The following is a 21654-nucleotide window of genomic DNA, read 5'->3' as shown; positions in this document are numbered from 1 at the left end:
GGGCGCTAGGATCAGCGTCACGTGGCCGCCGCGCCCCGAAAGGACACCGCCATGCCGAGCGCTCGTCACCGCTTCGTCTGGGCTGGGCTCGCCGCCCTGCTCGCAGGTTGTCAGATCGTCATCCTCCCCCCCGACGACGGGGTCGTGCGCGTCAGCGCCGGGGAGGGCGTCGGGGAGCCGGTCGCGCTCACCCTCCCCCGAGGGGAGCCGCTACGCCTTGAAGTGAGCGTCTCAGCGGCGCAGGTCGCCGCCAACGACCAGCTCCTCGTGCTGACGCGCGGCCCCGAGGGGCCGCTTGCTGGCGGCGCGGTGCGCCTCCGCGCGCTGCAGGAGGGTCGCCCGAGCGTGCAGAGCACCGGCCCCGACTTTTTCGCCCCCGCCCCCGACACTGCCACCGCCGCCCTGAGGGCGCAGCAGACCGCGGGGGTGCGGTGCAGCGGGCCGTGCGTGGCGCTGCCCCTGCCGAGCGCAGCGGGCACGCTCACCTTCGAGCTCGAGAGCGCGGACGAGCGCTCCGTTCTGCTGAGCGCCTTTGTCGCCCCCTTCGAGGACCCCGGCGAACCGGCCAACGACGCCCTGGAGACCCCGCGGCTCGTCCCCACCCCCCCGACCGGCGCGACCGCGACCGCTACGGGGGCGCTCGAGGTCGCTCTCGACGAGGACTTCTTCCAGAGCGAACTGCCCGTGACGCAGGTCTCCGTCAGCGCGACCGAAGCGCCCTTAGAGCTGCGCTTTGACGTCTACACCGAAGACCGCGAGCTGATCGCCAGCGACAACCCGGCGGGCAGCACCTACACGGTGCCCTCGAACGTCGCCCCGCAGAGCCTCATCGCCCGCGTCTACGCGGCGTCGGGGCGGGCGGCCCCGGCCCCGGCCTCGAGCTACACGGTGACCTTTAGCGCCGTGGTGCCCCTCTCTGGGACCGCCGAACGCCCCTAGCCTTCACGCGTTCACGGCTTTCACATCGCCCCGTGACCTTTTCGGGGGGCGTTTGGGCTACACTCAGGCCTATGCGTCCCCCCCTGCGCCTTCTGGCGCTCCTCTGCCTGCTGCTCGCCAACCTCGCGCTCGCGCAGCGCTGCGAAGCCGAGATGCGCGCCCCCTTCTCCGCGGAGCTCTTTCCCCAACCGGCCACCGGCCGCAGCGCCGCGAAGCTGCTGCAGCGCGCCCTCGACCTTTTGGAGCCGTCGCTCCCGCCTCTAAGGCGCGTGATCGACCTCCCCGTAGCGCGCGACGACCCCGACTACGACACCTTTTCGTACCTCGCCGACCGCGAGCTGCTGCCGCACCCCTGGCCCGCCGAGGCGTTTTCGCTCGAGGCGTGGCGGGTCGCGACGGCGCGCCTCGCCGACTGGTACGGGCTCGCGGCGCCCGCCTTCGACGAACCGGCGCCGAGCAACGAAGCGCTCCTCGCCTCGCTCCTCGAGCTCATCGAGGGCGCGAGCCGCGCCCCGCAACCCGTCGCGCTCCTGGCCGCCGACCTGCGCGACGGTTCGCGCATCGCCTTCTGGGCGACCCTGCGCAACCACGGCATCTACCCGCGGATGATCGTGCTGCACCCCCCCGAAGAACCCATCGACCTGCGCCGGAATATCGGCGCGGCCCTCGAGCGCCTGAGCACCTGCGCGACGACCCTGACCAACTACGTCTACGCCCCCGCCGACACCGCCGAGCGCCTGTTTTTAGCGACCAACGAGTCGCGCATGGTGATCGTCGGCGGGGTGCCGCCCTTGTCGCAAGAGATCTTCGAGGTGCCCGCCGGCGACGAGACCGCCTACCTCACCTTCCGCGCCCACGAGGTGTTCGGCAAGGAGCGCTACACCGCCCTCTTTATCGGGCCGAGCGTCGGCATCCCCACCCTGCTCCGGCTGCTCCCGCAGGTGCGCACCAACATGAGCCCAAAGGAGATCATCGACTTTTTGGGGGGGTAGTCAGCGGCCCCCGAGCGCCCGGTTGATCGCGCGGCGCATCTCGGCGGCCGCCTCGCGCGCGCGCTCGGCGAAGTCGGCGCCGTCGCTGCAGTAGGTGAGCGCGCGGCTCGAGGACACCACCGCGCCCAACCCCTCGGCGTCGAAAGCGCCGGCAACCCCCTCGGGGCGGCCGCCCTGTGCCCCGTACCCCGGTACCAAGAACCAGACGTGCGGCAGGCGCGCCCGCAGCGCCGCGAGCGCCTCCGGCGCCGTCCCACCGACCACCGCCCCGACCGGCGCGTAGCGCGCGCCGCCGCGGCACCCTTCGGCGAGCGCAGCGACGCTCTCGGCGACGCGCTCATAGAGCCGCTGGCCACCCCGAAGCTCGAGGTCCTGCAGCTCCGCCGCCCTCGGGTTGGAGGTGCGCACGAGCACGAAGACCCCGCGCCCGGCGCGCGCCGCCTGCTCGGCGAAGGGCGCGAGGCCGTCCCCCCCGAGGTACGGGTTGACGGTGAGCGCGTCCGCTCCGAACACGCCGTCACCCAGGTAGGCGCGGGCGTACGCTTCGGCGGTCGAACCGATGTCGCCGCGTTTGGCGTCGACGATGACCGGCACCCCTCTGGCTTTGAGGTCGGCGATAAGCTGCGCCATCGCAATGAGCCCCGGGATCCCCAAAACCTCGAAAAAGGCCGCCTGCAGCTTTGCGCAGGCGACCAACGGGGCCGTCGCCTCGAGGATCGCCTGGAAGTAGTACACGGCCGCCTTGGCGACCTGCGCCGGGTCGCCTGCGAAGCGGTCGGGGTGCGTCAGGGGGTGCGCTTCGGGGCGGGGGTCGATGCCGAGACAGACGCGCGAATCGGTCTCCTGAATGCGCGCGGCGAGCCGCTCGAAAAAGGTCATGTCGCCCAGCATATACCCGTGGGTGCGCCCCGCGCCCCCGCAAGGGCGTCCGTCACAGCGCACGGCAAGGGGTTTAGCTCACATCTCGCTTGGGCACCAAGTTTTTCACGCCGCGCCGAGGAAGACCTCCCTACGATGTGAGCACCATGAACCTCGCTCCCGGTGTCCCCCCCGTGGTCGTCGCCCTGCACCTGCTCGCCTGCGCCGCGCTGCTCACGGACTTCGCCGTGCTCCTGCGGCGCCGGGTCCTCGCGCCCATTAGAGGGCGCAACCGCTAGCGCCCCAAAGTCACCGCGCGACCAAAAGCGGGAGCGCCCCACGGGGCGCTCCCGCTTACGTTTCTTTACGCATCTCTACGCGTGAGGTGGCGAGGGGGAAGGGTCGCTAGAAGGCTCAGTCGCCCGAGACGGCGCCGACCTCGCGGCCGTGGCAGTGCTTGAACTTCTTTCCGCTCCCGCACGGGCAGGGGTCGTTGCGGCCGACCTTGGCGTCGGCGCGAGGCGCTTGCGCGGCGCTCGCCGGGGTCTGCGCCGGGGCCGAAGCCTGCGGCTGCTTGGGCTGCGGTGCGGGGGCAGGACGCGGGGCGCTGCGCGCGCCGGCGAAACTCAGCGAGGTCGACACGGCCCCGCCGCCCCCCATGCCGTAGGTGCTGCTCACGCTGCTCGCGCCGAGCGTGTTGGCTACGGCGCCGGGGCGCGGCTCGGGTTTGGCGTAGGCCACGGGGCGCGGCGCCGGCGCGGGGCGCTGCAAGGGCGCCTGGGTCTGCACCTGCACCCGGAAGAGCAGTTTGGCGACCTGCAAGCGGATCCCGCTTTTCATCTCCTCGAAGAGGTTAAAGGCCTCGAAGGCGTACTCCTGCAGCGGGTTGCGCTGGCCGTAGCCGCGCAGCCCGATGCCCTGGCGGAGCACGTCCATGGCGTGGAGCTGCTCTTTCCAGTGGTTGTCGACGACCTGCAAGACGATGTAGCGCTCGAGCTCGCGCATGAGGGGGGCGCCGAGTTCGGCCTCGCGGGCTTTGTAGGCGGCCTCGAGCGCGGGCACCAAGCGGTCGGTGGCCTCGTCGGGGTCCTCGCCGCGCAGGCTCTCGAAGTCGAACGTCTCGAGCGCCGGCACCGCCTCGACGATGGCCGTGCGCAGGGCGCCGATGTCCTGCTCCTCGGGCTCGAGCTCCTTGTTGAGGTAGTTTTGCACCTGCGCGTCGACGTACTCGGCGATCATGTCCTGCACGTCTTCGGAAATGTCGTTGCCGAGCAAGATGTCGCGGCGCTGCTTGTAGATGACCTCGCGCTGCTTGCTCATCACGTTGTCGAACTCTAAAAGCTGCTTGCGGATGCCGAAGTTGCGGTCCTCGACCCGCTTCTGCGCCCGCTCGATGGCGCTTGTAACCATCTTCGCCTCGATGGGTTGGGTGTCGTCCATCCCGAGCCGGTCCATCATGCCCAAGACGCGCTCGTTGGCGAAAAGCCGCATCAGGTCGTCTTCGAACGAGACGTAAAAGCGGCTGCTCCCCGGGTCCCCCTGGCGACCGGAGCGGCCGCGCAGCTGGTTGTCGATGCGGCGCGACTCGTGGCGCTCGGTGCCGATGATGTGCAACCCGCCGAGCTCGACGACGCGTTCGCGGTCGGCCTTGGCCTCGTCGCGCAGACGCTCCAGGGTCGGGATGATGTCCTCGGGCAAGCCCTCGATCTCGCGCACGAGCTTGCGCGCGATGTCGACTTTGCCGAGCATCACGGCCTTGATGCAGAGCTCGACGTTTTCGTCGTAGCGGCTGACGCCGTAGCGCTCGACGAGCTGCCCCGCGATGGCCTCGGGGTTGCCCCCCAAGACGATGTCGGTACCGCGCCCCGCCATGTTGGTCGAGATGGTGACCGCCCCGCTGCGACCCGCTTGGGCGACGATCTCGGCCTCGCGCGCGTGGTGTTTGGCGTTAAGCACCTCGTGCTTGATGCCGCGGCGCCTAAGCATCGCGGAGAGCTTTTCGGAGGCGTCGATGGTCACCGTCCCGACGAGGATCGGCTGACCGGTTTTGTGCACCTCCTCGATCTCCCGCACGACCGCCTCGAACTTGCCCTTTTCGGTGCGGTAGACGATGTCGTCGTAGTCTTTGCGGATGACCGGGCGGTTGGTCGGGATGGTGAGCACGTCGGCGCCGTAGATCTCCTGGAACTCCTTCTCCTCGGTTTTGGCGGTCCCCGTCATCCCGGCGATCTTGTTGTAGAGCTTGAAAAAGTTCTGATAGGTGATGGTCGCGAGCGTCTGGTTTTCGCGCTCGATCTTGACGCCCTCTTTGGCCTCGATCGCCTGGTGCAACCCCTCGCCGAAGCGCCGCCCCGGCATCAGGCGTCCGGTAAACTCGTCGACGATGACGATCTGGCCCCGTTCGTCTTTGACGTACTGCTTGTCGCGGTGGTAGTGAACGCGCGCGCGCAGCGCCTGACGCAGCATATGCGCGAGCTCCATGTTTTTAGAGCTAAAGAGGTCGTCGACCCCTAGCGCCTTCTCGGCTTTGGCGATACCCGCTTCGGTCAGGTGGATGTCTTTGGTCTTTTCGTCGGCGGTAAAGTCGCCAGTCGCCGGTTTGTCCTCCCCCTCAGCAGGTTCGCCGCGCTCGAGCTGCGCGGCGATCTTGGCCATCACGTAGTACTTGTCGGTGGCGAGCTCGGCGGGCCCCGAGATGATCAAGGGCGTGCGGGCCTCGTCGATAAGGATCGAGTCGACCTCGTCGATGATGGCGTAGTTAAGGGGGGTGTCGGCGCGCAGCACGAGCTGCTCGGGGCGGAAGGCCATGTTGTCGCGCAGGTAGTCAAAGCCCAGCTCCGAGTTGGTCATGTAGGTGATGTCGCAGGCGTAGGCGGCGCGGCGCGCGTCGGGGCGCAGGTCGTGCTGGATGACCCCGACGGAGAGCCCCAGGGCGCGGTAAACGGGCCCCATCCACTCGGCGCCGGTGCGCGCGAGGTAGTCGTTGGTGGTGACGAGGTGCGCACCCTTGCCGGGGATGGCGTTTAAAACGAGCGCGAGCGTGGCGACGAGCGTCTTGCCCTCCCCCGTTTTCATCTCCGCGATCTTGCCGTAGTGCAGCGCGGCGCCGCCAATCAGCTGCACGTTGTAGTGCCTTAAACCGAGCTGACGGATCGCCGACTCGCGGGTCAGCGCGAACGCCTCGGGCATGAGCGCGTTGAGGCTCTCGCCGTCCTCATAACGCTGGCGCAGTTTGGCGTACTCGGCGGCTAGGTCCTCAACCTCCTCCATGGCGGGCTCGAGCGCGTTGACGGCTGCCACGACCTCGCGCTCGATGCGCCTGACGTCGCGCTCGTTGTTGTCGAACATTTTCTGGAAAAAACCAAGCATGCAAACCTCTCTTGGGCGCGTCCTAAAAAACGCTCCATTTTAGCACGCGCGCCCCTAGAGGCCGTGAAGCGGCCGACGTAAGGGGTATGGGTTGAGGCCGGAACCCGCAGCGAACGCGCCCTTTCCCGGCCCTCCGTCACCCCTGCGCGCGCGTAGAGGCGCGGGCCACGTCGCCGACTCGGTCACCGCGCCAAGGCGCTACACGTGGCGCTACAAAGCGCCGCAGCTCGCGCGCTCGCGCCACCCTAAGCGCCCGCCGTCGGCCGCTCCCGCAGCCACGCGCTCGCCACGAGCGCCCCCACGAGCACCACCACGACCCCCAAAAAGGTGTCGGAAAAGGGCGCGGCGCCGAAGCGGTAGAGGGGGTTTACGGCCAGCCCGGCGGCCTCTTGGCGCGCGGCCAAAAGCGCCCCCATCGCGGCGGGTCCCGAACCGGCGCCCAAAAAGTAGACCCCCGAGAAGAGCCCGACGCCCGCCCCGACGTCGCGCTTGGCGAGCGCGCCGGCAGCCGCATTATTCACCGGCGACTGCACGAAGGCAAACCCGACGTACACCCCCATTACCCCGAGCACCACCCAGAGCGGGGGGCCGCCGGCGACTGCCGACAGCAGCAGCAGCGACGCGCCCATGAGCGCAAGCCCCGCGACGATCGGCCGGCGCACCCCGACGCGGTCCGAGAGCCGGCCGCTGAGCGGCGACAGGAGGGCGAGCGCCGCCGCGCCGGGGGTGAGCGCGAGCCCGGCGGCCGCCGGCGACAAACCGTTCTCCTCGACGAGCAGCAGGGGCACGAAGACGAGCGCCGAAAAGCTCGCGAACATCGCGCCAAACCCCACGGCGAGCGCCGCAACGTAGGCGCGGTTGGCAAAAAGCGTCGGGGCGACGAAGGGCGCGGCGGCGCGGTGCAGCCGCCGAAAAAACCCCAGCCAGGCGAGTGCCGCCCCCAGAAAACTCCCCCACGCGGGGAACGTCGCGAACCCCGCCGTCTGCCCCTGCGTGATGCCGAAGAGAAAAAGCCCCGCGCCGAGACCGAACAGCACCCCGCCGAGGAGGTCGAGGCGCTGCGCGCCCCGAGCACGGTCGCTCGGGAGCGCCCGCAGCGCAAAGGGGATGAGGAGCAGCGCGAGCGACAGCGAGCCGACGAAGAGCGCGCGCCAACCGAACGCCTGGCCGAGCACCCCGCCGACGATGGGGCCGACCGCCGAGGCGGCGCCGATACTCGAGGACACGAGCCCGAGCGCTCCACCGCGCGCGCCGGGGGGGATCACCTTGGCGACCGCCACGGTCGCGAGCGCCGGGATCGCGGCGCCGCCAGTTGCTTGCAGCATGCGCCCGGCGACCAACAGCGGCAGGCTCGGCGCGAGCGCGCAGAGAAGCCCCCCGGCGGCAAACCCCACGATGCCGAAGACGAACACCCGCCGCACCCCGTAGAGGTCGGAGACGCGCCCATACAGGGGGACGCTGACGGCGAAAGCGAGCGAAAAGCCGGTGACGACCCAGCCGATCTGCGCCGCCGAAGCGCCGAACTCGGCGCGGATCACGGGGAGCATGACGTTGACCATGGCGCCCGTTAACACCGAGACGAACACCGCCGAGGCGACGACCGCTAGAAAGAAGCGGACCCTAAGGGGTCGCTGCGGCGCGCGAAAGACGCGGACGCGCCCGCCCCGAGCCTCCAGCGGGGCCCGCCGGCGCCCCCTACCCGTCGGCCCCCTACCCATCAGCGACGGGGGGCGCTTCGATCAAGGTCAGCGCGTTTGAACCGTACACCCGCCGCTCACCGACGAGCCCCAACTCGGCGGGGTGCTGGAAGACGTAGAGCCCCCCCGCTTTGCAGGGTCGAGCCTCGAGGATGGCCGCGAAGACCTCGCGCAGCTCGAGCGGGTAGGGAGGCGCGGCGAAGACCACCTCGAACGCGCCGGGGTGCGCCCGCGCGAAGGCGAGCGCGTCGCCCTGGACGACCTGGACGTCGAGGTCAAGGGCGCGCGCGTTTTTGCGGATCACCGCGGCCGCCCCCCGCGACAGCTCGACGCAGACCGCCTCGAAACCGCGCGAGGCGGCCTCGAGCCCGACCGCCCCGGAGCCGCTGTAAAGATCCAAAAAGCGCCCCCGCACCCGAAAGGCGAGGATGTTAAAGAGCGCTTCGCGCAGCCGACCGGGGCTCGGGCGGGTACCCGACTTGGGGACCTCCAGGGGACGCCCCCGCGCGGTGCCGCCGACGATGCGCGGGCGGCTCACGCGCCCCCACCTGGCAGTCGAGAGGCCAGCCCAGCGGGGGCTGCGGGCGTGGCGAAAAGACGTCTCACCAGCCGAGTCTACCGCGTTCGCCGCGCCCTGGCTCGGGCCGTCAGCGCGGCGCGCTCAGCTCGGGTTCGGCAGCTAGGGCGAGCGCGTCGTGCGCCTCTTCGAGAAGCGCCGCGGTCGTCTCCCACCCCACGCAGGGGTCGGTGACCGACACGCCGTATTCGAGCCCGCTTAAGTTCTCGGGGATGCGCTGCTTGCCCCCCTTGAGGTTGCTCTCGAGCATCAGTCCGACCAGGTCGCGGTTACCCGCGACGCGCTGCGCGAGCACCTCGCGCCACACCAGGGCTTGGCGGCGGTGGTCGTAGCCCGAGTTGTGGTGGCTGCAGTCGACGATCAACGCGGGCTCGAGACCGGCGGCGCGCAGCCGCTCGCCCGCTTCGGCGACGCTCGCCGCGTCGTAGTTCGTGCCCGCGCGCCCGCCGCGCAAGATGACGTGGCCGTCGGGGTTGCCTGTCGTAAAGACGGCGGCCGCCCGCCCCGCCTCGTCGATCCCCAAAAAGGTGTGCGGCCCGCTCGCGGCGGCGATCGCGTCGACGGCGACCTGCACGTTGCCCTCGGTGCTGTTTTTAAAGCCGACCGGCATGGAGAGCCCGCTCACCATGGCGCGGTGGGTCTGCGACTCGGTCGTGCGCGCGCCGATCGCCCCCCAAGCGATGAGGTCGTCGAGGTACTGCGGCAGAAAGGGGTCTAGGACCTCGGTCGCGACCGGCAGCCCGAGCTCGTTGATCTTGAGAAACAGTTCACGGGTGCGGCGCAGCCCCCGCTCCAGGTCGTTCGAGCGGTCCATGTCGGGGTCGTTGACAAACCCCCGCCACCCGACCGTGGTGCGCGGTTTGTCGACGTAGACCCGCATGATGACCAGGAGGTGCCCCTCGAGGCGCGCTTTAAGGGCGCTTAAGCGCTCCGCGTACTCGAGCGCGGCCGCCGCGTCATGCACCGAGCAGGGCCCGACGATCGCCAAAAGGCGCGCCTCGCGTTTGCGCAGCACCGCGCGCACCGCCTCGCGCGCCTCGCTCACCGTGCGGTTGACGCGTTCGGAAGCGGGCAGCTCGCGCTTGAGCTGCGCGGGCGGCAGCAGCGGACGAAGCTGCGCGACGTTGAGGTTTTCAACCCTTTTCATCTCGGCTCCTTTGCCTTGGCACCCCGCGACAAAAAAAGCGCCCGGTGGGTCCGGGCGCGGCCAGCGCAGAGCGAGGTCCTCCCGGTCTAGCCGAGCCGATACCCCGCAAAATAGACGGTGCCAGTCATTGGCTGGATATACCACAAAGCTTCAGGCGTGTCTACCCTCTAGCGGCGGCGCGCGCCACCGGGAGGGGGGTGGCTGCCGCCGGCATGAGCGCCTCCAGCCGCAAGGGGTGCGTCGCGCGCGCCGCCGCGACGTCGTCGTGCGTGACCATCACCACCGTACCGCCGCGGGCGTGAAAGGCCGAGATGAGGTCGAGGAGCCGGTCGCGGTTGGCGGCGTCTAAGTTGCCGGTCGGTTCGTCGGCCAGGAGCACCTCGGGTTGCCGGACGAGCGCCCGAGCAAACGCGACCCGCTGCGCTTCGCCGCCCGACAGCTCCGGAGGGACGTGCTCGGCGCGCCCCGCTAGGCCGACCTGCTCGAGCGCCCTTAGAGCCGCCTCCCGCTGCGCCCGCTTGGGCCCCTGCGCGCTGATGTCGAGCGCCAAGGTGACGTTCTCTAACACCGTACGGGTCGGGATGAGGCGGAAGTTCTGGAACAAAAAGCCGAAGGTGCGGGCCCTCAGGCTGCTCTTCTGAGCGTCCGTGAGGTGCCGCGTGTCCCGGCCTTCGACCAGGTAACGGCCCTCCGTGGGCGTGTCCAGCAGACCCAGCAGGTTGAGGAGCGTCGTCTTTCCCGAGCCCGACGGGGCGCGGAGGCTCGAGAAGCTGCCCCGCTCAAAGGTGTGCGTGACGCCCTGCAGCACCCTGACCTGGCGACCGTTGAGGCGATAGGCGTACCCCACCCCTTGAAGCTGCAGCATCTAGAGCGCCTCCCTGTAGAGCGCGTCCACCTCTCGTGTCCTCATGGCCTGGACGCTCCGGTGGATCAAGTAGCTGTAGAGCCCGGTGAGCAGGCCCGTCGTCGCGAGGCCGCAGAGGAGCGCGTAGGGGGCGACCGGGGCGCGGTAGCTGAGGAGCAGTAGGAGGCTGCCCAGAGCGCACGCCAAGAGCCCGCTTAAGAAGGGGAGGGGCAGCAGCTCGCGTTGCAAACGCCGACTGAGGGTGCGCAGGTTCATGCCCAAAAGTCGCCAGATGCTCAACTCCATGGTGCGCTTAGCGAGCGTGACCGAGATGAAGTGCCCGTAGGCGACCCCCGTAAGAAGGAGCGCGAAGGCAAAAAGCCCCGCAAGCCGCAGCAGGCTGCCCCGAAGCCCCGCCGCGAAGGTCTGCGCGTAGGCGGCGGGGCTGTAGAACTCGGTGTCCCGAATCTGCTGCCGGACCCTCGCTTTGACGGCGTCCAAGTCGTCGCGACCGGAGAGCTCTAGAACAAGACCGCTCTCGCCGGTAGGAGAAAGAAACCACTCATCGAGAACGTCAGGGGCGTCTTGATGGATAAGGATGGCGGCGCGGTAGATTGGCTCAAAAACGCCTAGGTCGGTCTCTGGGGGTGTTCGCACAACACCTACGACGCGGTAGCCGAACTCGAGCCCCGAGCCTAGACCAAAACCCGGCACATATTCTCTGACGAGACTTAGAGCTGCTTCAGTAATGGCTGCCTCCCTCGCACCGGCGTTCGGGAAGCGCCCCGCCAAGAGGTCGATGCGGAGCGCAGCGGCGCTTTGCGGCTCAAAACGGAAGATACTTCCTAGTGCGTCGTCATCCTCTATGACGGTCGCTGGAAGCCCCGTGTCGGATGCCCACAAGTAGATGCGGGAGGTGCCAAAAGCCGCACAAGCGGCGACTTCCAAGGGCGCGCAGTGCTCGCTTCTAAATGTCGTTTGCGCGGCAGGTGTTGTGACGGCCAACACCTGATCAGCGCCTAGCGCCCGCACCGCACGCTCGCTCTCGGCGTACTGCACCAAGGTGTCGCTGAAAAGGTAGGTGACCCCAAACACCACCACGAAACCGGTGCAGACGGGGACGAGGTGGCTCAACCAGGTCTGCCGCACGTCCAAGGTGCTGCGCGCGAGGGCGAAGCGGCTCGAGGCGAGCGCAAAGAGGAGCGCCGAGAGCGTCCCGAAGAGCGCGAGGCTGAGCCCCCAGGGGAGGAGGCTGGCGGCGACCTCACCGACGTTTTGACCGCGGAGGGCGGCTAACACCAGAAAGAACAGGGTGCAGAGCAGCGCGCCCCAGACCCACTGCCCGAGGCTCGCAGAGAGCCAGCGTCTTAAAAAGTAGCTGCGTGGCCGCCCCAAAATGCGTTCGGTGCGGTAGACCTCACGCTCCCTAAACCAGCGCCCGGCGACGCCGGCGTAGAGCGTCAGGAAGGTGCAGGCTAAAAGAAGGGCGGCGGCGAGCCGTTGCAACCGCGCCTGCCTCGCCTCGAGCGCGAAGATGTCTTGGGCTAGGAACTCGTAAAGGGGCTGGGCCGTGTAGGTGGTGCCGGTGTACGCTTGCACCGCCTCCAGCACCCGTGCGCGCTCGGCGTCGCTTCGGGGGCGCAGGTAGAACCGGAGAAACGCAGGCTCCGGCAGCTCGGCAAGTGCGCCGACGCTTCTCAGCATCGCTGCGTCGGTGACGTAGAGCTGGCTCCAGAGAAGTTCAGCGACACCCGTTACGACGCCCTCCGGCGTCGCTTCGCCGAGCGCGTAGGGGCCGCCGCGCTGCGCGAGGAGCGCCCCGCTACCAGGCACGTCCCCCTCGACGAGGCGCACGAGCCCCAGCTCCAAAAGGCTACTGGAGATGTAGACCGTGGGCAGGCGTCCAGCGAGATAGAAAAGCCCGCTCTCCAGAGCTAAGCTCCCCTCGGCGAGCCCCGCTTCCAGCGCACGGATCGCCTCCGCTCTCGCCTCGGCGGGTGCCGAGTGCGGCGCGACGAACGCCTCGGGGTAGAGGACCCAAACGCCCTGGGGGTAGTCGGGGTCGCGCTCAACGGCGCTGCGCAGCTCTAGAGGATAGAGCGTGAGTCCGTAGACGATAGCGAGTAGGAGGGTAACGAGGAGGTTGCTGAAAAGGGCGGGGCGCTTCATCGTGAGGCTACTCGAGCACTCAAACGTTGGACGACCTCGTCCAACGCTCGGAAGTGGAGGTCTTTGTAAGCGGTGCCGTTGATGTCGAGCTCGAGCCACGAGACTTGACCCTGCAAGGCGCCGTCTTTAAGCACATAGGTTGCAGGAATTCCCGTCATGCCCCAGCTCGAGAGCACCCGTGATTCGGTAGGAGAGCCCGGAAGGTGAGGGGCTGAAAGCTTCAAAACGCCATTTGCAAGCCGCTCCAACGAAAACCGTTCACCGCCGCCTTCGACGAGCACGACCCCGTACCCCCGCTCGCGCCACGACGCGATAAAGGCGTCGGCGTGATCTAGCCAATCCTTACAGGTATCGCACCAGGTTCTGTCCGAGAGAAAGACCAACGTAACGGGTTTGGAGAGCGCTTCGCTCAGGTCAGCTTGGAGCTCGGTCGGGACCTCCGCCAGCGGTAGGGGCTCCCCGATGGGGAGGAGCTGTTGCGTGCTCGGCGTGACGGCCTCGGGGCCGCGCTGCAAAAAGCTCTCGACGGCGCTACCCAAGGCCCTAAAGTCCCCTTTGTTGACCTGGGCGAAGAGCACCGTCCGGTCGTCCCCCACAAGGTAGCCGGACGTGCCGGTGATGCCGAGAAGGTCGTGGAGTTCCCGGCTGACGTTGAGGCCGTCTTCACCCCCCGTGCCATCTAGGAGCGCGACGTCGGTCGGAAAGGCGTCCAGCTCCTGCGGCATGAACGGGCCGAATATGACGTGGACCTTTTGGATGTCTTTGCCCGCTAGCTGCGTGTGGAGCGTCAGGGCGCTGCTCCCGGTGGTCCCCCCCACCGTGACGACGGTAGCCCGAGACCAATTGGGTGCGTCGCCGCGTAGAACCGGAAAGGGGAGTTCGGGAAAGCTGTCCCCTTGAAAGAGGGGGGTCGCCCTCGAGTACGCGAACTTCTCAACCAAGGCGGCGGTGTGTCGGTTCACCTCTTGCTCGACGAAGCGCGCCTCTTCCGGGCTCAGCCGCGCGCCCGGAGTCAAGAACCCCCTTAGAGAGAACCCAGCGACGAGCAACAACACGCCTACGAGTCCAGCCAAAACCCAAATCGTACGTTTCACCACTTCCCCCTCAGCTATCCCACGATGGCTACAGGTTGCTCTCATCCGGCTACGCGCAGTGTAGCGCCACCCTTTTGGCCCGCGAAAGTGCGCTCGGTCATGCCCCGCGCATGACTTCGGTCATGGTTCCGGGGTCATGATGTTAGGGGCGTGGGTCCGCCGGGGTGACGCCGCCGAAGTAGTAGGGGCGCAGGTCCGTCAGGCCGCGCAGCCCCAGCTTGCCGTAGATGCTGCTGAGGTGGTTTTTAAGGGTACCCGAGCTGACCCCCACCGCGTCGCCGACCGCCCTTAGGTCGCCCAGGGTGGCGCAGAGCCGCAGCACGCGGCGCTCGGTCTTGGTTAAGGGCGTCTCGTAGAAAGGGGTGAGTCTAAGCCGCTGACCTCTCACCGTCTGGTCTATCGTCGGCAGCAACGCTCCGGGGGAGAGCTGCTGGGCGATGAGGGCCGTCGGTGCGAGGTCCCAGAGGTCCTCCCAAGCTTCACCGCAGGGGTTGTCCGTGACGATGAGCGTTGAGCGACCCTGCGGCGCACCCTCGAAAGCGGTGTAAGCGTAACCCCAGGGGGCGTCGAGGATCACCGTGACCCGTAAACCGTTTCGGCCTTGTTGGGTGAGAAAGGTCTCCAGCAGCTCCCCGAGCAGCGCGTTGCCGCTAAGCACACGTAGCGGCGGCGACGCGTCGGCACCGTGCATGGGCGCGTTAGCTGCTCACGCCCGTCACAGCAGCTATGTTCACGTATGTAAGCACGTTATCAGGCTAGCAGACCCCTCCGCGGCGCGCAACGCACCTCGGGGCGACATAAGTCGATGAGAACGGGCGCTGAAAAAGTGCGGTAGACTGTCGCGTTGTGATTCGCTCCATCGCCCCCGACGAGCTCGAGTGGTTTATCGCCTCCTCCTACGATTTTTTGGGCCACAGCGACCCGCGCGCTTTCGCGAGGCGCGCGGTGCGGTCGGTGCACGACCCCGGCGCCGAGGCCGAGCGCAGCTTTATCCTGTTCTCCGAGGGCGACGTGCCGCTCGCGGGCGCCTACGTGCGCGCGCCGGAGCAAGACGGGGACGACCAGAACCTCTACCTGAGCAACCTCTGGTTTAAGCGCGACGCCGAGGACCTAAGGACGCTTGTCGGCAAGCTTTTGGAGCGCTTTGAGCACGAGGCGGTGCACTGCCCCCTCTACAACTTCTCGCCGGAAAAGCTCGCGCTCGTCGCGCCCGCGCTCGAGGCGCTCGGGTTTGAAAAGCGCCAAGCGTTCGACCTCGAGTTCGACCTCGCCGAGCTGCCGCCCCTAGGGCTGCCCTTGGTGCTCGAGGCCTGGAGCGAGGAGCGCGACGACCTCTTTCAGGAGACCTTCCGCCGCGCCGAGGGCTTCTCCCCTTCCGAAACCTTTTGGGCGTGGCTCAAGCGTTGGCGCGGCCCCTTTCACCCCAATTTGTGGTTTTTGGCCTTTGAGACGCTCGACCAGGAGCCCGTCGGTTACGCCTGCTACGGCCTCTACCAAGACGGGGTCGACGGCCAGTACTACTTGACAGCAGCGGGTGTCGCGGCGGAGTACCGCGAGTCTTCGGAGATGCTGCGGCGGCTCCTGCTCTCCTCGATGCAGGAGCTCGCCGCCCGCAGCCCGTTCGGGCGCATTCAGACCCTCATCACCCAACGCGACCCCAAGCTCATCGAAATCCTCCAATCGCTCGGCTTCGAGGTGAGAGGCACCTACCCCGCTTACGTCAAACAGCCGCATTAGGTCCCCCGTGCTCGCGGGCGCAGAACGTGCCTACAGCCACCCTGCAAGCGCGGTGGTAAGCTCTAGCCCATGTACGTGCTCGTTCGCTGGCTGCTCAACGCCGTCGCCCTCTGGATCACCGCCGAACTCGGCGTAGGGCTCTTCTTCACCGAACCCGGCCTCGGCCCCGTCCTCTTGGCGGCGCTCGTGCTCGGGCTCGTCAACGCCGTCGTGCGCCCCATCATGATCGTGCTTACGCTGCCGCTGACGATCCTCACGCTGGGGCTCTTTTTGCTCGTCGTCAACGCGCTCACGCTCCTGATCGTGGCTGCTCTCACCCCTCTGGAGACGACCGGGTTCGGCGGCGCGGTTTTGGCAGCGCTCGTGCTGACTCTCGTCAGCACCGTGTTGAGCGCGCTCGTCGGGACGCGCCGCCCCCGGGACTGGTAGCCGACGCGAGCAGCGCCTTAAGCGTCACGCGGCTCGAGCTAAAGCTCGAGCCTTTGCTTTGGGCGCCGTCGACACGCGCATGCCGCGGAAGCTGGAGCGCCGGTGACCCTCGTCCATCCGGTCGGCGACGCTCTTCCGAAACATCGCGGCATCGTCGGCCGACACCCTCCGGAAAGGTCTACTGGCGGCGTTGCACCGCAATCGCTACGCGTCGGCGCCCCCATTGACAGCGCCTCCCCTCCCCCCTATACTGATACCCGGTATGGGTATTTTAGAGATCTTGAGACAACCGTGGCCCTGGTACGTCGCCGGGCCCCTCATCGGGCTGACCGTCCCCCTGCTGCTGCTGTTAGGAAATAAGGCGTTCGGCATCTCGTCGAACCTCCGCCACGCCTGCGCCATGCTACCGGGAAGCAGCCGGATCGGGTTGTTCAACTACGACTGGCGCAAAGAGGCGTGGAACCTCGTCTTCGTCCTCGGCGTGCTTTTGGGCGGCTTCGTCGGGGGCGTGCTGCTCGCCAACCCCGAACCGCTGCAGGTCGCCGCGAGCACGCAGCGCGAGCTCGCCGCGCTCGGCGTCGAGACGGACGGCGCGCTCGTGCCGCGAGGGCTCTTTAGTTGGGCAAACCTCCTCACGCTGCCGGGCCTTGTGCTCATGGTCGGGGGCGGCTTTTTGGTCGGCTTCGGCGCCCGTTACGCGGGCGGCTGCACCTCGGGGCACGCCATCAGCGGCCTGTCGAACCTGCAGCTGCCGTCACTCGTGGCCGTCATCGGCTTTTTTATCGGCGGCCTCATCTCCACCCACGTCCTGCTCCCGCTCATTTTAGGAGGCTAGATGGACACCTCAGAGCGCATCGCGGTGCGCCCCGCCAAACGCACGCAACAACCCAGCACCCCGCTTCTGGGCTACCTCAGCTACCTGCTCGCCGGAACGCTCTTCGGCTTCGTGCTGGTAAGAGCCGAGGTCATCAGCTGGTACCGCATCCAGGAGATGTTCCGCTTTCAGTCCTTTCACATGTATGGCGTCATCGGTTCGGCCGTCTTGGTCGGCGCCCTCTCGGTGTGGTTGATCAAGCGCTTTAACGTGCACACCTTCGGCGGCGAACCGATCACGCTCGCGCCCAAAGACCCGACCTACCGCCGCTACATCTTGGGCGGCACTGCCTTCGGCCTCGGCTGGGCGTTTACCGGCGCATGCCCCGGACCGATCGCCGCGCTTATCGGCGCCGGTCAGACGGTCTTTATCGTGGTGCTGCTGAGCGCGGTCGCGGGCACCTACGTCTACGGCCTTTTGCAGAAACGGCTCCCCCACTGATGATGCCCACCACGACAGAGGCAGCGGCCCCCAAGCCCTCTAAAACCGACACCCAGGCAAAACTCCTCAACCGCTTAAAGCGCATCGAGGGGCAGGTGCGCGGGCTGCAGCGGATGATCGAGGAGGAGCGCGACTGCCGCGAGGTGCTCACCCAGCTCTCGGGGGTGCGCAGCGCGCTCGACGCGGCGAGCGACGTCATCTTGGAGACCTACCTCGAAAAGTGCGCCCAGGGCTACCCCGGGGAGGCCGTCGACCCCAAAGAGCTCCTCGCCACGCTCCGCTTGGCGCGGCGCTGAGGCGGACCCCTGGGCGGCCCCGGCAACGGGCTTTAGAGGGGGCGCCTGCTCGTCGGGTGCCCTTACCAGCCGGCTGGGCTCGTCTGCGGTGTAAAGAGAGGGCGAGATGTCTGAAAAACGCTTTCGCGGCGCCGCCGACCGGTTGCGCCGCCCCGAGCGCCTCGCGCTCCTCGAGCCCGCGCGCGTGTGCGCGCACCTGCTCGGGTCGCTACGCGCTCCGAGCGGCGCGCCGTCGGTGCTCGACATCGGGACCGGCACGGGGGTCTTCGCCGAAGCCTTCGCCGCTGCGGGGGCGTCCGTGACGGGCGTCGACCTCAACCCCGACTTTTTGGCGCTCGCCGCGGCGCACGTACCGGCGGCCACCTTCGTGCGCGCCGCCGGTGAGGCGCTGCCGTTTGGGGCGGCGCGCTTCGACCTCGCCTTTTTGGGGCACGTCCTGCACGAGAGCGACGCGCCAGAAGCGATGCTCGCCGAAGCGGCCCGCGTCGCGCGCGAGGTCGCCGTGCTCGAGTGGCCCTACCGCGACGAGGCGCAGGGGCCGCCTTTAGCACACCGGCTCAGCGAGGCCGCTCTGGAGGCGGCGAGTGCGCGCGCCGCCCTAGCGGTCGTCGAACGGCTCGAGCTGCAGCACATGCGGCTCTACCGCCTACGCCACGCCGGCCCGTAGGAGGGCGCGATCTACGAACTGCAACTCGGCCCCTTTGTCCTCTCGGCCGCGCGCTTTAGCGCAGGGGTCGGGCTAGCGACCTTCGTCGCCCTCGCCGAGCTCTGGGGGCGGCGGCGGCCGCGCCTGGCCAGCTGGGCCTGGCAGAGCGCCTGGATCCTCCTCCTCAGCGCGCGCCTCGGCTTCGTGCTCGAGCATGGTGGTACGTACCTGCAAGAACCCCTGAGCGTCCTCTACCTCTGGCAGGGCGGCTTTAGCCCCCTCTGGGGTCTCGCCGCGGCGGCGCTCTACACCCTGAGGGTGCGGGAGCGCGCCGCGCCGCTCGTCGCGGCGGCGGGGCTCGCAGCTTGGGGGCTCTCTGCGGCGCTCACCGCGCCGAGCGCTACCGAGACGACGCTCCCCCCGCTCACCCTGACCAACCTGGCGGGGGAACCCGTGGCGCTCGGCGCGTTCGCTGGGAAGCCCCTCGTCCTCAACCTGTGGGCGACCTGGTGCCCGCCCTGCCGCCGCGAGCTGCCCCTTTTCGCCGAAACCGCCGAACGTTTTCCCGAGGTGACCTTCGCGCTCGTGTCGCAGGGGGAGTCGGGGGCGCAGGTCGCGGGCTTTGTGGCCGAGCAGGGTCTCTCGCTGCCCAACGTCTTGCTCGACCCGGGCGCCGAGCTCGGGCGGCAGTGGCGCGCCGCGGGGTTGCCCAACACCTTCTTCTTCGCAGCCGACGGCACCCTCGTGTACCGGCACGTCGGCGAGCTCTCGCGGGCGCGCCTCGAGGCGCTCGTCCGCCAGCTCGGCGAGGCGCCGGAGGCTCGGCCTTAACCCCTCGGTCGGCGGCTCTAGCCGCGGGCCTAGCTCACAGGGGCACTGCCCTCGCGCAGCATCCCCACCGGGGGACGCCTCTCGTGAGGCTGAGTGCTCGCAGGGGCACTGCCCTCGCGCAGCAGCCCTCGGGAGCGGGGTGCCGCCCGCCTCCCACCGTTGTAGAGGCCTACTTAGCAGCGCTGCGTACGAACTTCCGGTACGCTGCGTAGTACAAGGGTAAAGGTTGTTTCAATTCCTTTGGAGGTCTTTTATGGCGGACAACAGCGAAGTCATTAAAGCGCTCAACTACCTGATCGGCACCTGCATCGACGGCGAAAACGGCTACCGCGAAGCCGCCGACGAAGCGACCAGCCAAGAGCTCAAAACCCGCCTGCTCCACCTCGGGCAGCAGCGCGCCACCTTCCGCGGCGAGCTCGAGCAGGAGGTGCTCCGGCTAGGCGGCGACCCCAAAGAGCGCGGGAGCGCCGGGGCGGCGCTGCACCGCGCCTGGATCAACGTGCGCGACGCGATCACCGGCAAAGACGACGAGGCCATCCTGGCCGAGAGCCAGCGCGGTGAGCGCGCGGCTTTAGACAACTACGAAGACGTGCTCAAACGCGACCTCCCGGCGCACCTCAAAGAGCTCGTCGCGCGGCAGCACGAGGCCATCCAGCAGTCCTACAACGAGCTGCAGTCGCGGCAGCGCGCGAGCTAGCTTCGGGGGTCGCCCCCTGCTAGCTTGACGGCGTTACGCCTTACTTTGACAGCACCTCGCCGCGCGGCCGAACACCACGCGCGAGGTGCTCTTTGCACCCAGACCGCACCCAAGGAGGGACCATGGCCACGGTAGCAGCTCTTTTCGACGACTCGGCGGCGCTCGAGCGCGCGATCAACGCGCTGCAAAGCGCCGGCCTCGGCGACGACATCATCGAGGTGAACGAGGGGCGCGAAGCCGACACGGCGCCCGAAACGAGCGAGGACTTCGAAGGCGGGGTGAGCGTCGGGATGAGTAGCGGTCTCGGCGGCGGCGACGTCGGTGGCGACGCGAGCGGCACCCTCGGCATCCCCCCCGTCGGCGGCGTGGCGGGGGCGTTTGGCGGCTCCGGTGGCTCGCAGCCCGCGCCGGTCGGCCTCGTCGGCGACGGCCGGGGCGCCCGTACGGGTCGCCTCGACCGCCTCGGTGACGACGCCGAACCGTTTCGTCTGGGCCTCGAGCGCGGCGGCAAACTCCTGATGTTGGAGACCAACGACGTCGAGAAAGCGGTCACCACCCTGCGCGAGGCGGGCGCGCAGCAGCTCTACGACCCGCGCTAGCGTCTAGGCGCGCCCGCAGCGGCTAGAACGGCCCTGCTCGAGGCTACGCGGCGCGCTGCAGCGCCCTGGAGAGGGTGGCGCGGTGCACGCACGAAGAGCCCTACGCGTGTAGGGCTCTTCGTGCGTCGGGGCGCGTCGGCGCTACGCGCTCGCCCCCTCGGTCAAAAACGCGGCCGAGTCGTAGTAGGTGCGGAAGCTCTTGACCTTCCCCCCCTCGACGTCAAAGGACGACACACCCCGGTACGAGATGTCCTTGCCACCTTTTAGCTTGCCCTTCGAGCGCCACTCGAGCACCACCGTCTCGTCGTCCTCGGTGACGTTGTAAAACTCCGTGGAGACCTCGTCAAAGGGCTCGAGATACTCCGTCCAGAAGGTCTCGACGTCCCCTTTGCCCTCGTAGGTCTTGTGGGTCATGCGCTCCAGGGTCGCGTCCTCGGCGAAGAGCGCGACCAGCGGGGCCACCTCCCGCTCCTTTTCAACGCGCTTTAGCGCGTCCATAAAGCTCTGGGCGATTTCGCTGCCGCTTGTATTCATGCGTTCCTCCCCCCGTAGCTTACCGGTGCGGTCGCCGCAACATAGCGGGCGAACGCGCTATTTTGGGGGTGAGGCACGCGTAACGCGGCATCAGCGTTACCCCTGCAGCAGCGACTGCGCGCCGTCGATCCAGATTTCGGTGCCGGAGATGTGGCTCGACGCCTCCGAACTCAAAAAGAGCACGAGCTCGGCGACCTGCTCCGAGGAACCTGGCTCACCGCCTGTAAGGGGGATCTCGCCCTCGGGAAACTCGACCGGCACCCGCGCTTTGTCGGTGTTGACCTGCTCGGTGTTCTCATCGATGCTCGTCTCGATCGCTCCGGGGCAGATGGCGTTGACGCGGATGCGGTACTTCGCGAGCTCAACCGCGAGCATCTTCGTCATCGCGACCTGCGCCGCTTTGGTGCTCGAGTATGCCGTCGCCCCCGAGTTCGAGAAGATGCGCGTCCCGTTGACCGACGAGGTGACGATCATCGACCCACCCCGCGCTTTCATGTGGGGCAGGGCGTACTTGAGCGTCAGAAAGGTGCCGGTCAGGTTGACCTCGACCGTCTGGCGAAAGTCGTCTTCGGAGAGTTCGTCGAGGGGCGCCCAGGTGCCGTTGATACCGGCGTTAGCGAACACCACGTCGAGGCCGCCGAAGCGCTCGACGGTCTCCCGGTAGGCGCGCTTTAGGGCCTCGCCGTCGCTGATGTCGGCGACCAGCGCTAACGCTTCGCCGCCGGAGGCTCTGATCTCTTGAGCGACCTCGTTGACCTCACTCTCCGTGTGCCCGACGAGCGCGACCTTGGCCCCGTGCTTGGCTAGCAGCTTCCCCGCAGCCGCCCCGATACCGGAGCCGCCACCCGTAATAAACGCAACTTTTCCTTGCATGCTCGCCTCCC

23 protein-coding genes are annotated in these 21654 nt (G+C 68.2%); 12 read left to right on the top strand and 11 right to left on the bottom strand.

The window, feature by feature from the left end:
• The first annotated feature begins 51 nt into the window (after window positions 1-51).
• The gene (locus tag TRAD_RS04060) at window positions 52-939 is read left to right on the top strand and encodes a hypothetical protein (protein ID WP_013177322.1); all 888 of its coding nucleotides are present in this window, start codon (window positions 52-54) and stop codon (window positions 937-939) included.
• A 71-nt stretch (window positions 940-1010) separates the two neighbouring features.
• Window positions 1011-1931: a hypothetical protein gene (locus TRAD_RS04055; RefSeq protein WP_013177321.1), complete on the top strand. Its 921-nt coding sequence runs from the start codon at window positions 1011-1013 to the stop codon at window positions 1929-1931.
• Here the strand turns inward: TRAD_RS04055 and pyrF are convergent, their stop codons facing one another.
• On the bottom strand, window positions 1932-2810 hold the full coding sequence (gene pyrF / locus TRAD_RS04050) for an orotidine-5'-phosphate decarboxylase (RefSeq protein WP_041947132.1): 879 nt from the start codon (window positions 2808-2810) through the stop codon (window positions 1932-1934).
• A 146-nt stretch (window positions 2811-2956) separates the two neighbouring features.
• Here pyrF and TRAD_RS16715 point away from each other — a divergent pair, with 146 nt between their 5' ends.
• Window positions 2957-3088 (top strand): hypothetical protein, encoded by a 132-nt coding sequence (locus TRAD_RS16715; RefSeq protein ID WP_013177319.1) that lies wholly within the window; start codon window positions 2957-2959, stop codon window positions 3086-3088.
• Window positions 3089-3203: 115 nt separating this feature from the next.
• Here the strand turns inward: TRAD_RS16715 and secA are convergent, their stop codons facing one another.
• The 8 genes from secA to TRAD_RS04010 all read right to left on the bottom strand — a co-directional run bounded on the left by secA (window position 3204) and on the right by TRAD_RS04010 (window position 14377).
• The gene (secA, locus tag TRAD_RS04045; RefSeq protein ID WP_013177318.1) at window positions 3204-6158 is read right to left on the bottom strand and encodes a preprotein translocase subunit SecA; all 2955 of its coding nucleotides are present in this window, start codon (window positions 6156-6158) and stop codon (window positions 3204-3206) included.
• Between the two features lie 245 nt (window positions 6159-6403).
• Complete coding sequence (locus TRAD_RS04040) at window positions 6404-7744, bottom strand: MFS transporter (protein ID WP_221401650.1); 1341 nt, start codon at window positions 7742-7744, stop codon at window positions 6404-6406.
• A 124-nt stretch (window positions 7745-7868) separates the two neighbouring features.
• Window positions 7869-8393, bottom strand: coding sequence for an RsmD family RNA methyltransferase (locus TRAD_RS04035; protein WP_013177316.1), 525 nt, complete (start codon window positions 8391-8393; stop codon window positions 7869-7871).
• A 109-nt stretch (window positions 8394-8502) separates the two neighbouring features.
• Window positions 8503-9579, bottom strand: coding sequence for a 3-deoxy-7-phosphoheptulonate synthase (locus tag TRAD_RS04030; RefSeq protein ID WP_013177315.1), 1077 nt, complete (start codon window positions 9577-9579; stop codon window positions 8503-8505).
• A 160-nt stretch (window positions 9580-9739) separates the two neighbouring features.
• On the bottom strand, window positions 9740-10444 hold the full coding sequence (locus TRAD_RS04025; RefSeq protein WP_013177314.1) for an ABC transporter ATP-binding protein: 705 nt from the start codon (window positions 10442-10444) through the stop codon (window positions 9740-9742).
• The gene (locus TRAD_RS04020) at window positions 10445-12592 is read right to left on the bottom strand and encodes a hypothetical protein (protein WP_013177313.1); all 2148 of its coding nucleotides are present in this window, start codon (window positions 12590-12592) and stop codon (window positions 10445-10447) included.
• Window positions 12589-13608 (bottom strand): TlpA family protein disulfide reductase, encoded by a 1020-nt coding sequence (locus tag TRAD_RS04015; protein ID WP_148221179.1) that lies wholly within the window; start codon window positions 13606-13608, stop codon window positions 12589-12591. Before TRAD_RS04015 ends, TRAD_RS04020 begins: the two co-directional genes overlap by 4 nt.
• A 220-nt stretch (window positions 13609-13828) precedes the next feature.
• Window positions 13829-14377: a helix-turn-helix domain-containing protein gene (locus tag TRAD_RS04010; RefSeq protein ID WP_013177311.1), complete on the bottom strand. Its 549-nt coding sequence runs from the start codon at window positions 14375-14377 to the stop codon at window positions 13829-13831.
• Window positions 14378-14532: 155 nt separating this feature from the next.
• On the opposite strand from TRAD_RS04010, the gene TRAD_RS04005 reads away from it, so the two are divergent.
• The 9 genes from TRAD_RS04005 to TRAD_RS03965 all read left to right on the top strand — a co-directional run bounded on the left by TRAD_RS04005 (window position 14533) and on the right by TRAD_RS03965 (window position 20236).
• Window positions 14533-15423: a GNAT family N-acetyltransferase gene (locus TRAD_RS04005; protein WP_013177310.1), complete on the top strand. Its 891-nt coding sequence runs from the start codon at window positions 14533-14535 to the stop codon at window positions 15421-15423.
• A gap of 69 nt (window positions 15424-15492) precedes the next feature.
• A complete protein-coding gene (locus tag TRAD_RS04000; protein WP_013177309.1) occupies window positions 15493-15852 on the top strand; it encodes a phage holin family protein in 360 nt (119 codons plus the stop codon).
• A gap of 262 nt (window positions 15853-16114) precedes the next feature.
• Window positions 16115-16687, top strand: coding sequence for a YeeE/YedE family protein (locus TRAD_RS03995; RefSeq protein WP_013177308.1), 573 nt, complete (start codon window positions 16115-16117; stop codon window positions 16685-16687).
• Entirely contained in the window at window positions 16688-17167 is a 480-nt protein-coding gene (locus tag TRAD_RS03990) for a DUF6691 family protein (protein ID WP_013177307.1), read from the top strand. It abuts the gene before it with no gap.
• Window positions 17167-17463 carry a metal-sensitive transcriptional regulator gene (locus tag TRAD_RS03985; protein WP_013177306.1) on the top strand — a complete coding sequence of 99 codons (297 nt, stop codon included), beginning with the start codon at window positions 17167-17169 and terminating at the stop codon, window positions 17461-17463. Before TRAD_RS03990 ends, TRAD_RS03985 begins: the two co-directional genes overlap by 1 nt.
• A 106-nt stretch (window positions 17464-17569) precedes the next feature.
• Window positions 17570-18130, top strand: coding sequence for a class I SAM-dependent methyltransferase (locus tag TRAD_RS03980; protein ID WP_013177305.1), 561 nt, complete (start codon window positions 17570-17572; stop codon window positions 18128-18130).
• 183 nt (window positions 18131-18313) lie between these two features.
• Complete coding sequence (locus tag TRAD_RS03975; RefSeq protein ID WP_049772953.1) at window positions 18314-18940, top strand: TlpA family protein disulfide reductase; 627 nt, start codon at window positions 18314-18316, stop codon at window positions 18938-18940.
• 253 nt (window positions 18941-19193) lie between these two features.
• Window positions 19194-19637, top strand: a complete 444-nt coding sequence (locus TRAD_RS03970) for a ferritin-like domain-containing protein (RefSeq protein WP_013177303.1) — start codon at window positions 19194-19196, stop codon at window positions 19635-19637.
• A 122-nt stretch (window positions 19638-19759) separates the two neighbouring features.
• Window positions 19760-20236, top strand: coding sequence for a hypothetical protein (locus TRAD_RS03965; RefSeq protein WP_013177302.1), 477 nt, complete (start codon window positions 19760-19762; stop codon window positions 20234-20236).
• A gap of 141 nt (window positions 20237-20377) precedes the next feature.
• Here the strand turns inward: TRAD_RS03965 and TRAD_RS03960 are convergent, their stop codons facing one another.
• On the bottom strand, window positions 20378-20770 hold the full coding sequence (locus tag TRAD_RS03960) for a nuclear transport factor 2 family protein (protein ID WP_013177301.1): 393 nt from the start codon (window positions 20768-20770) through the stop codon (window positions 20378-20380).
• A 96-nt stretch (window positions 20771-20866) separates the two neighbouring features.
• On the bottom strand, window positions 20867-21643 hold the full coding sequence (locus tag TRAD_RS03955) for an SDR family oxidoreductase (RefSeq protein ID WP_013177300.1): 777 nt from the start codon (window positions 21641-21643) through the stop codon (window positions 20867-20869).
• Window positions 21644-21654 lie beyond the last annotated feature (11 nt).

The organism is Truepera radiovictrix DSM 17093, from assembly GCF_000092425.1.
GTDB lineage: Bacteria > Deinococcota > Deinococci > Deinococcales > Trueperaceae > Truepera > Truepera radiovictrix.
This window is presented reverse-complemented; position numbering and strand designations above follow the sequence as displayed.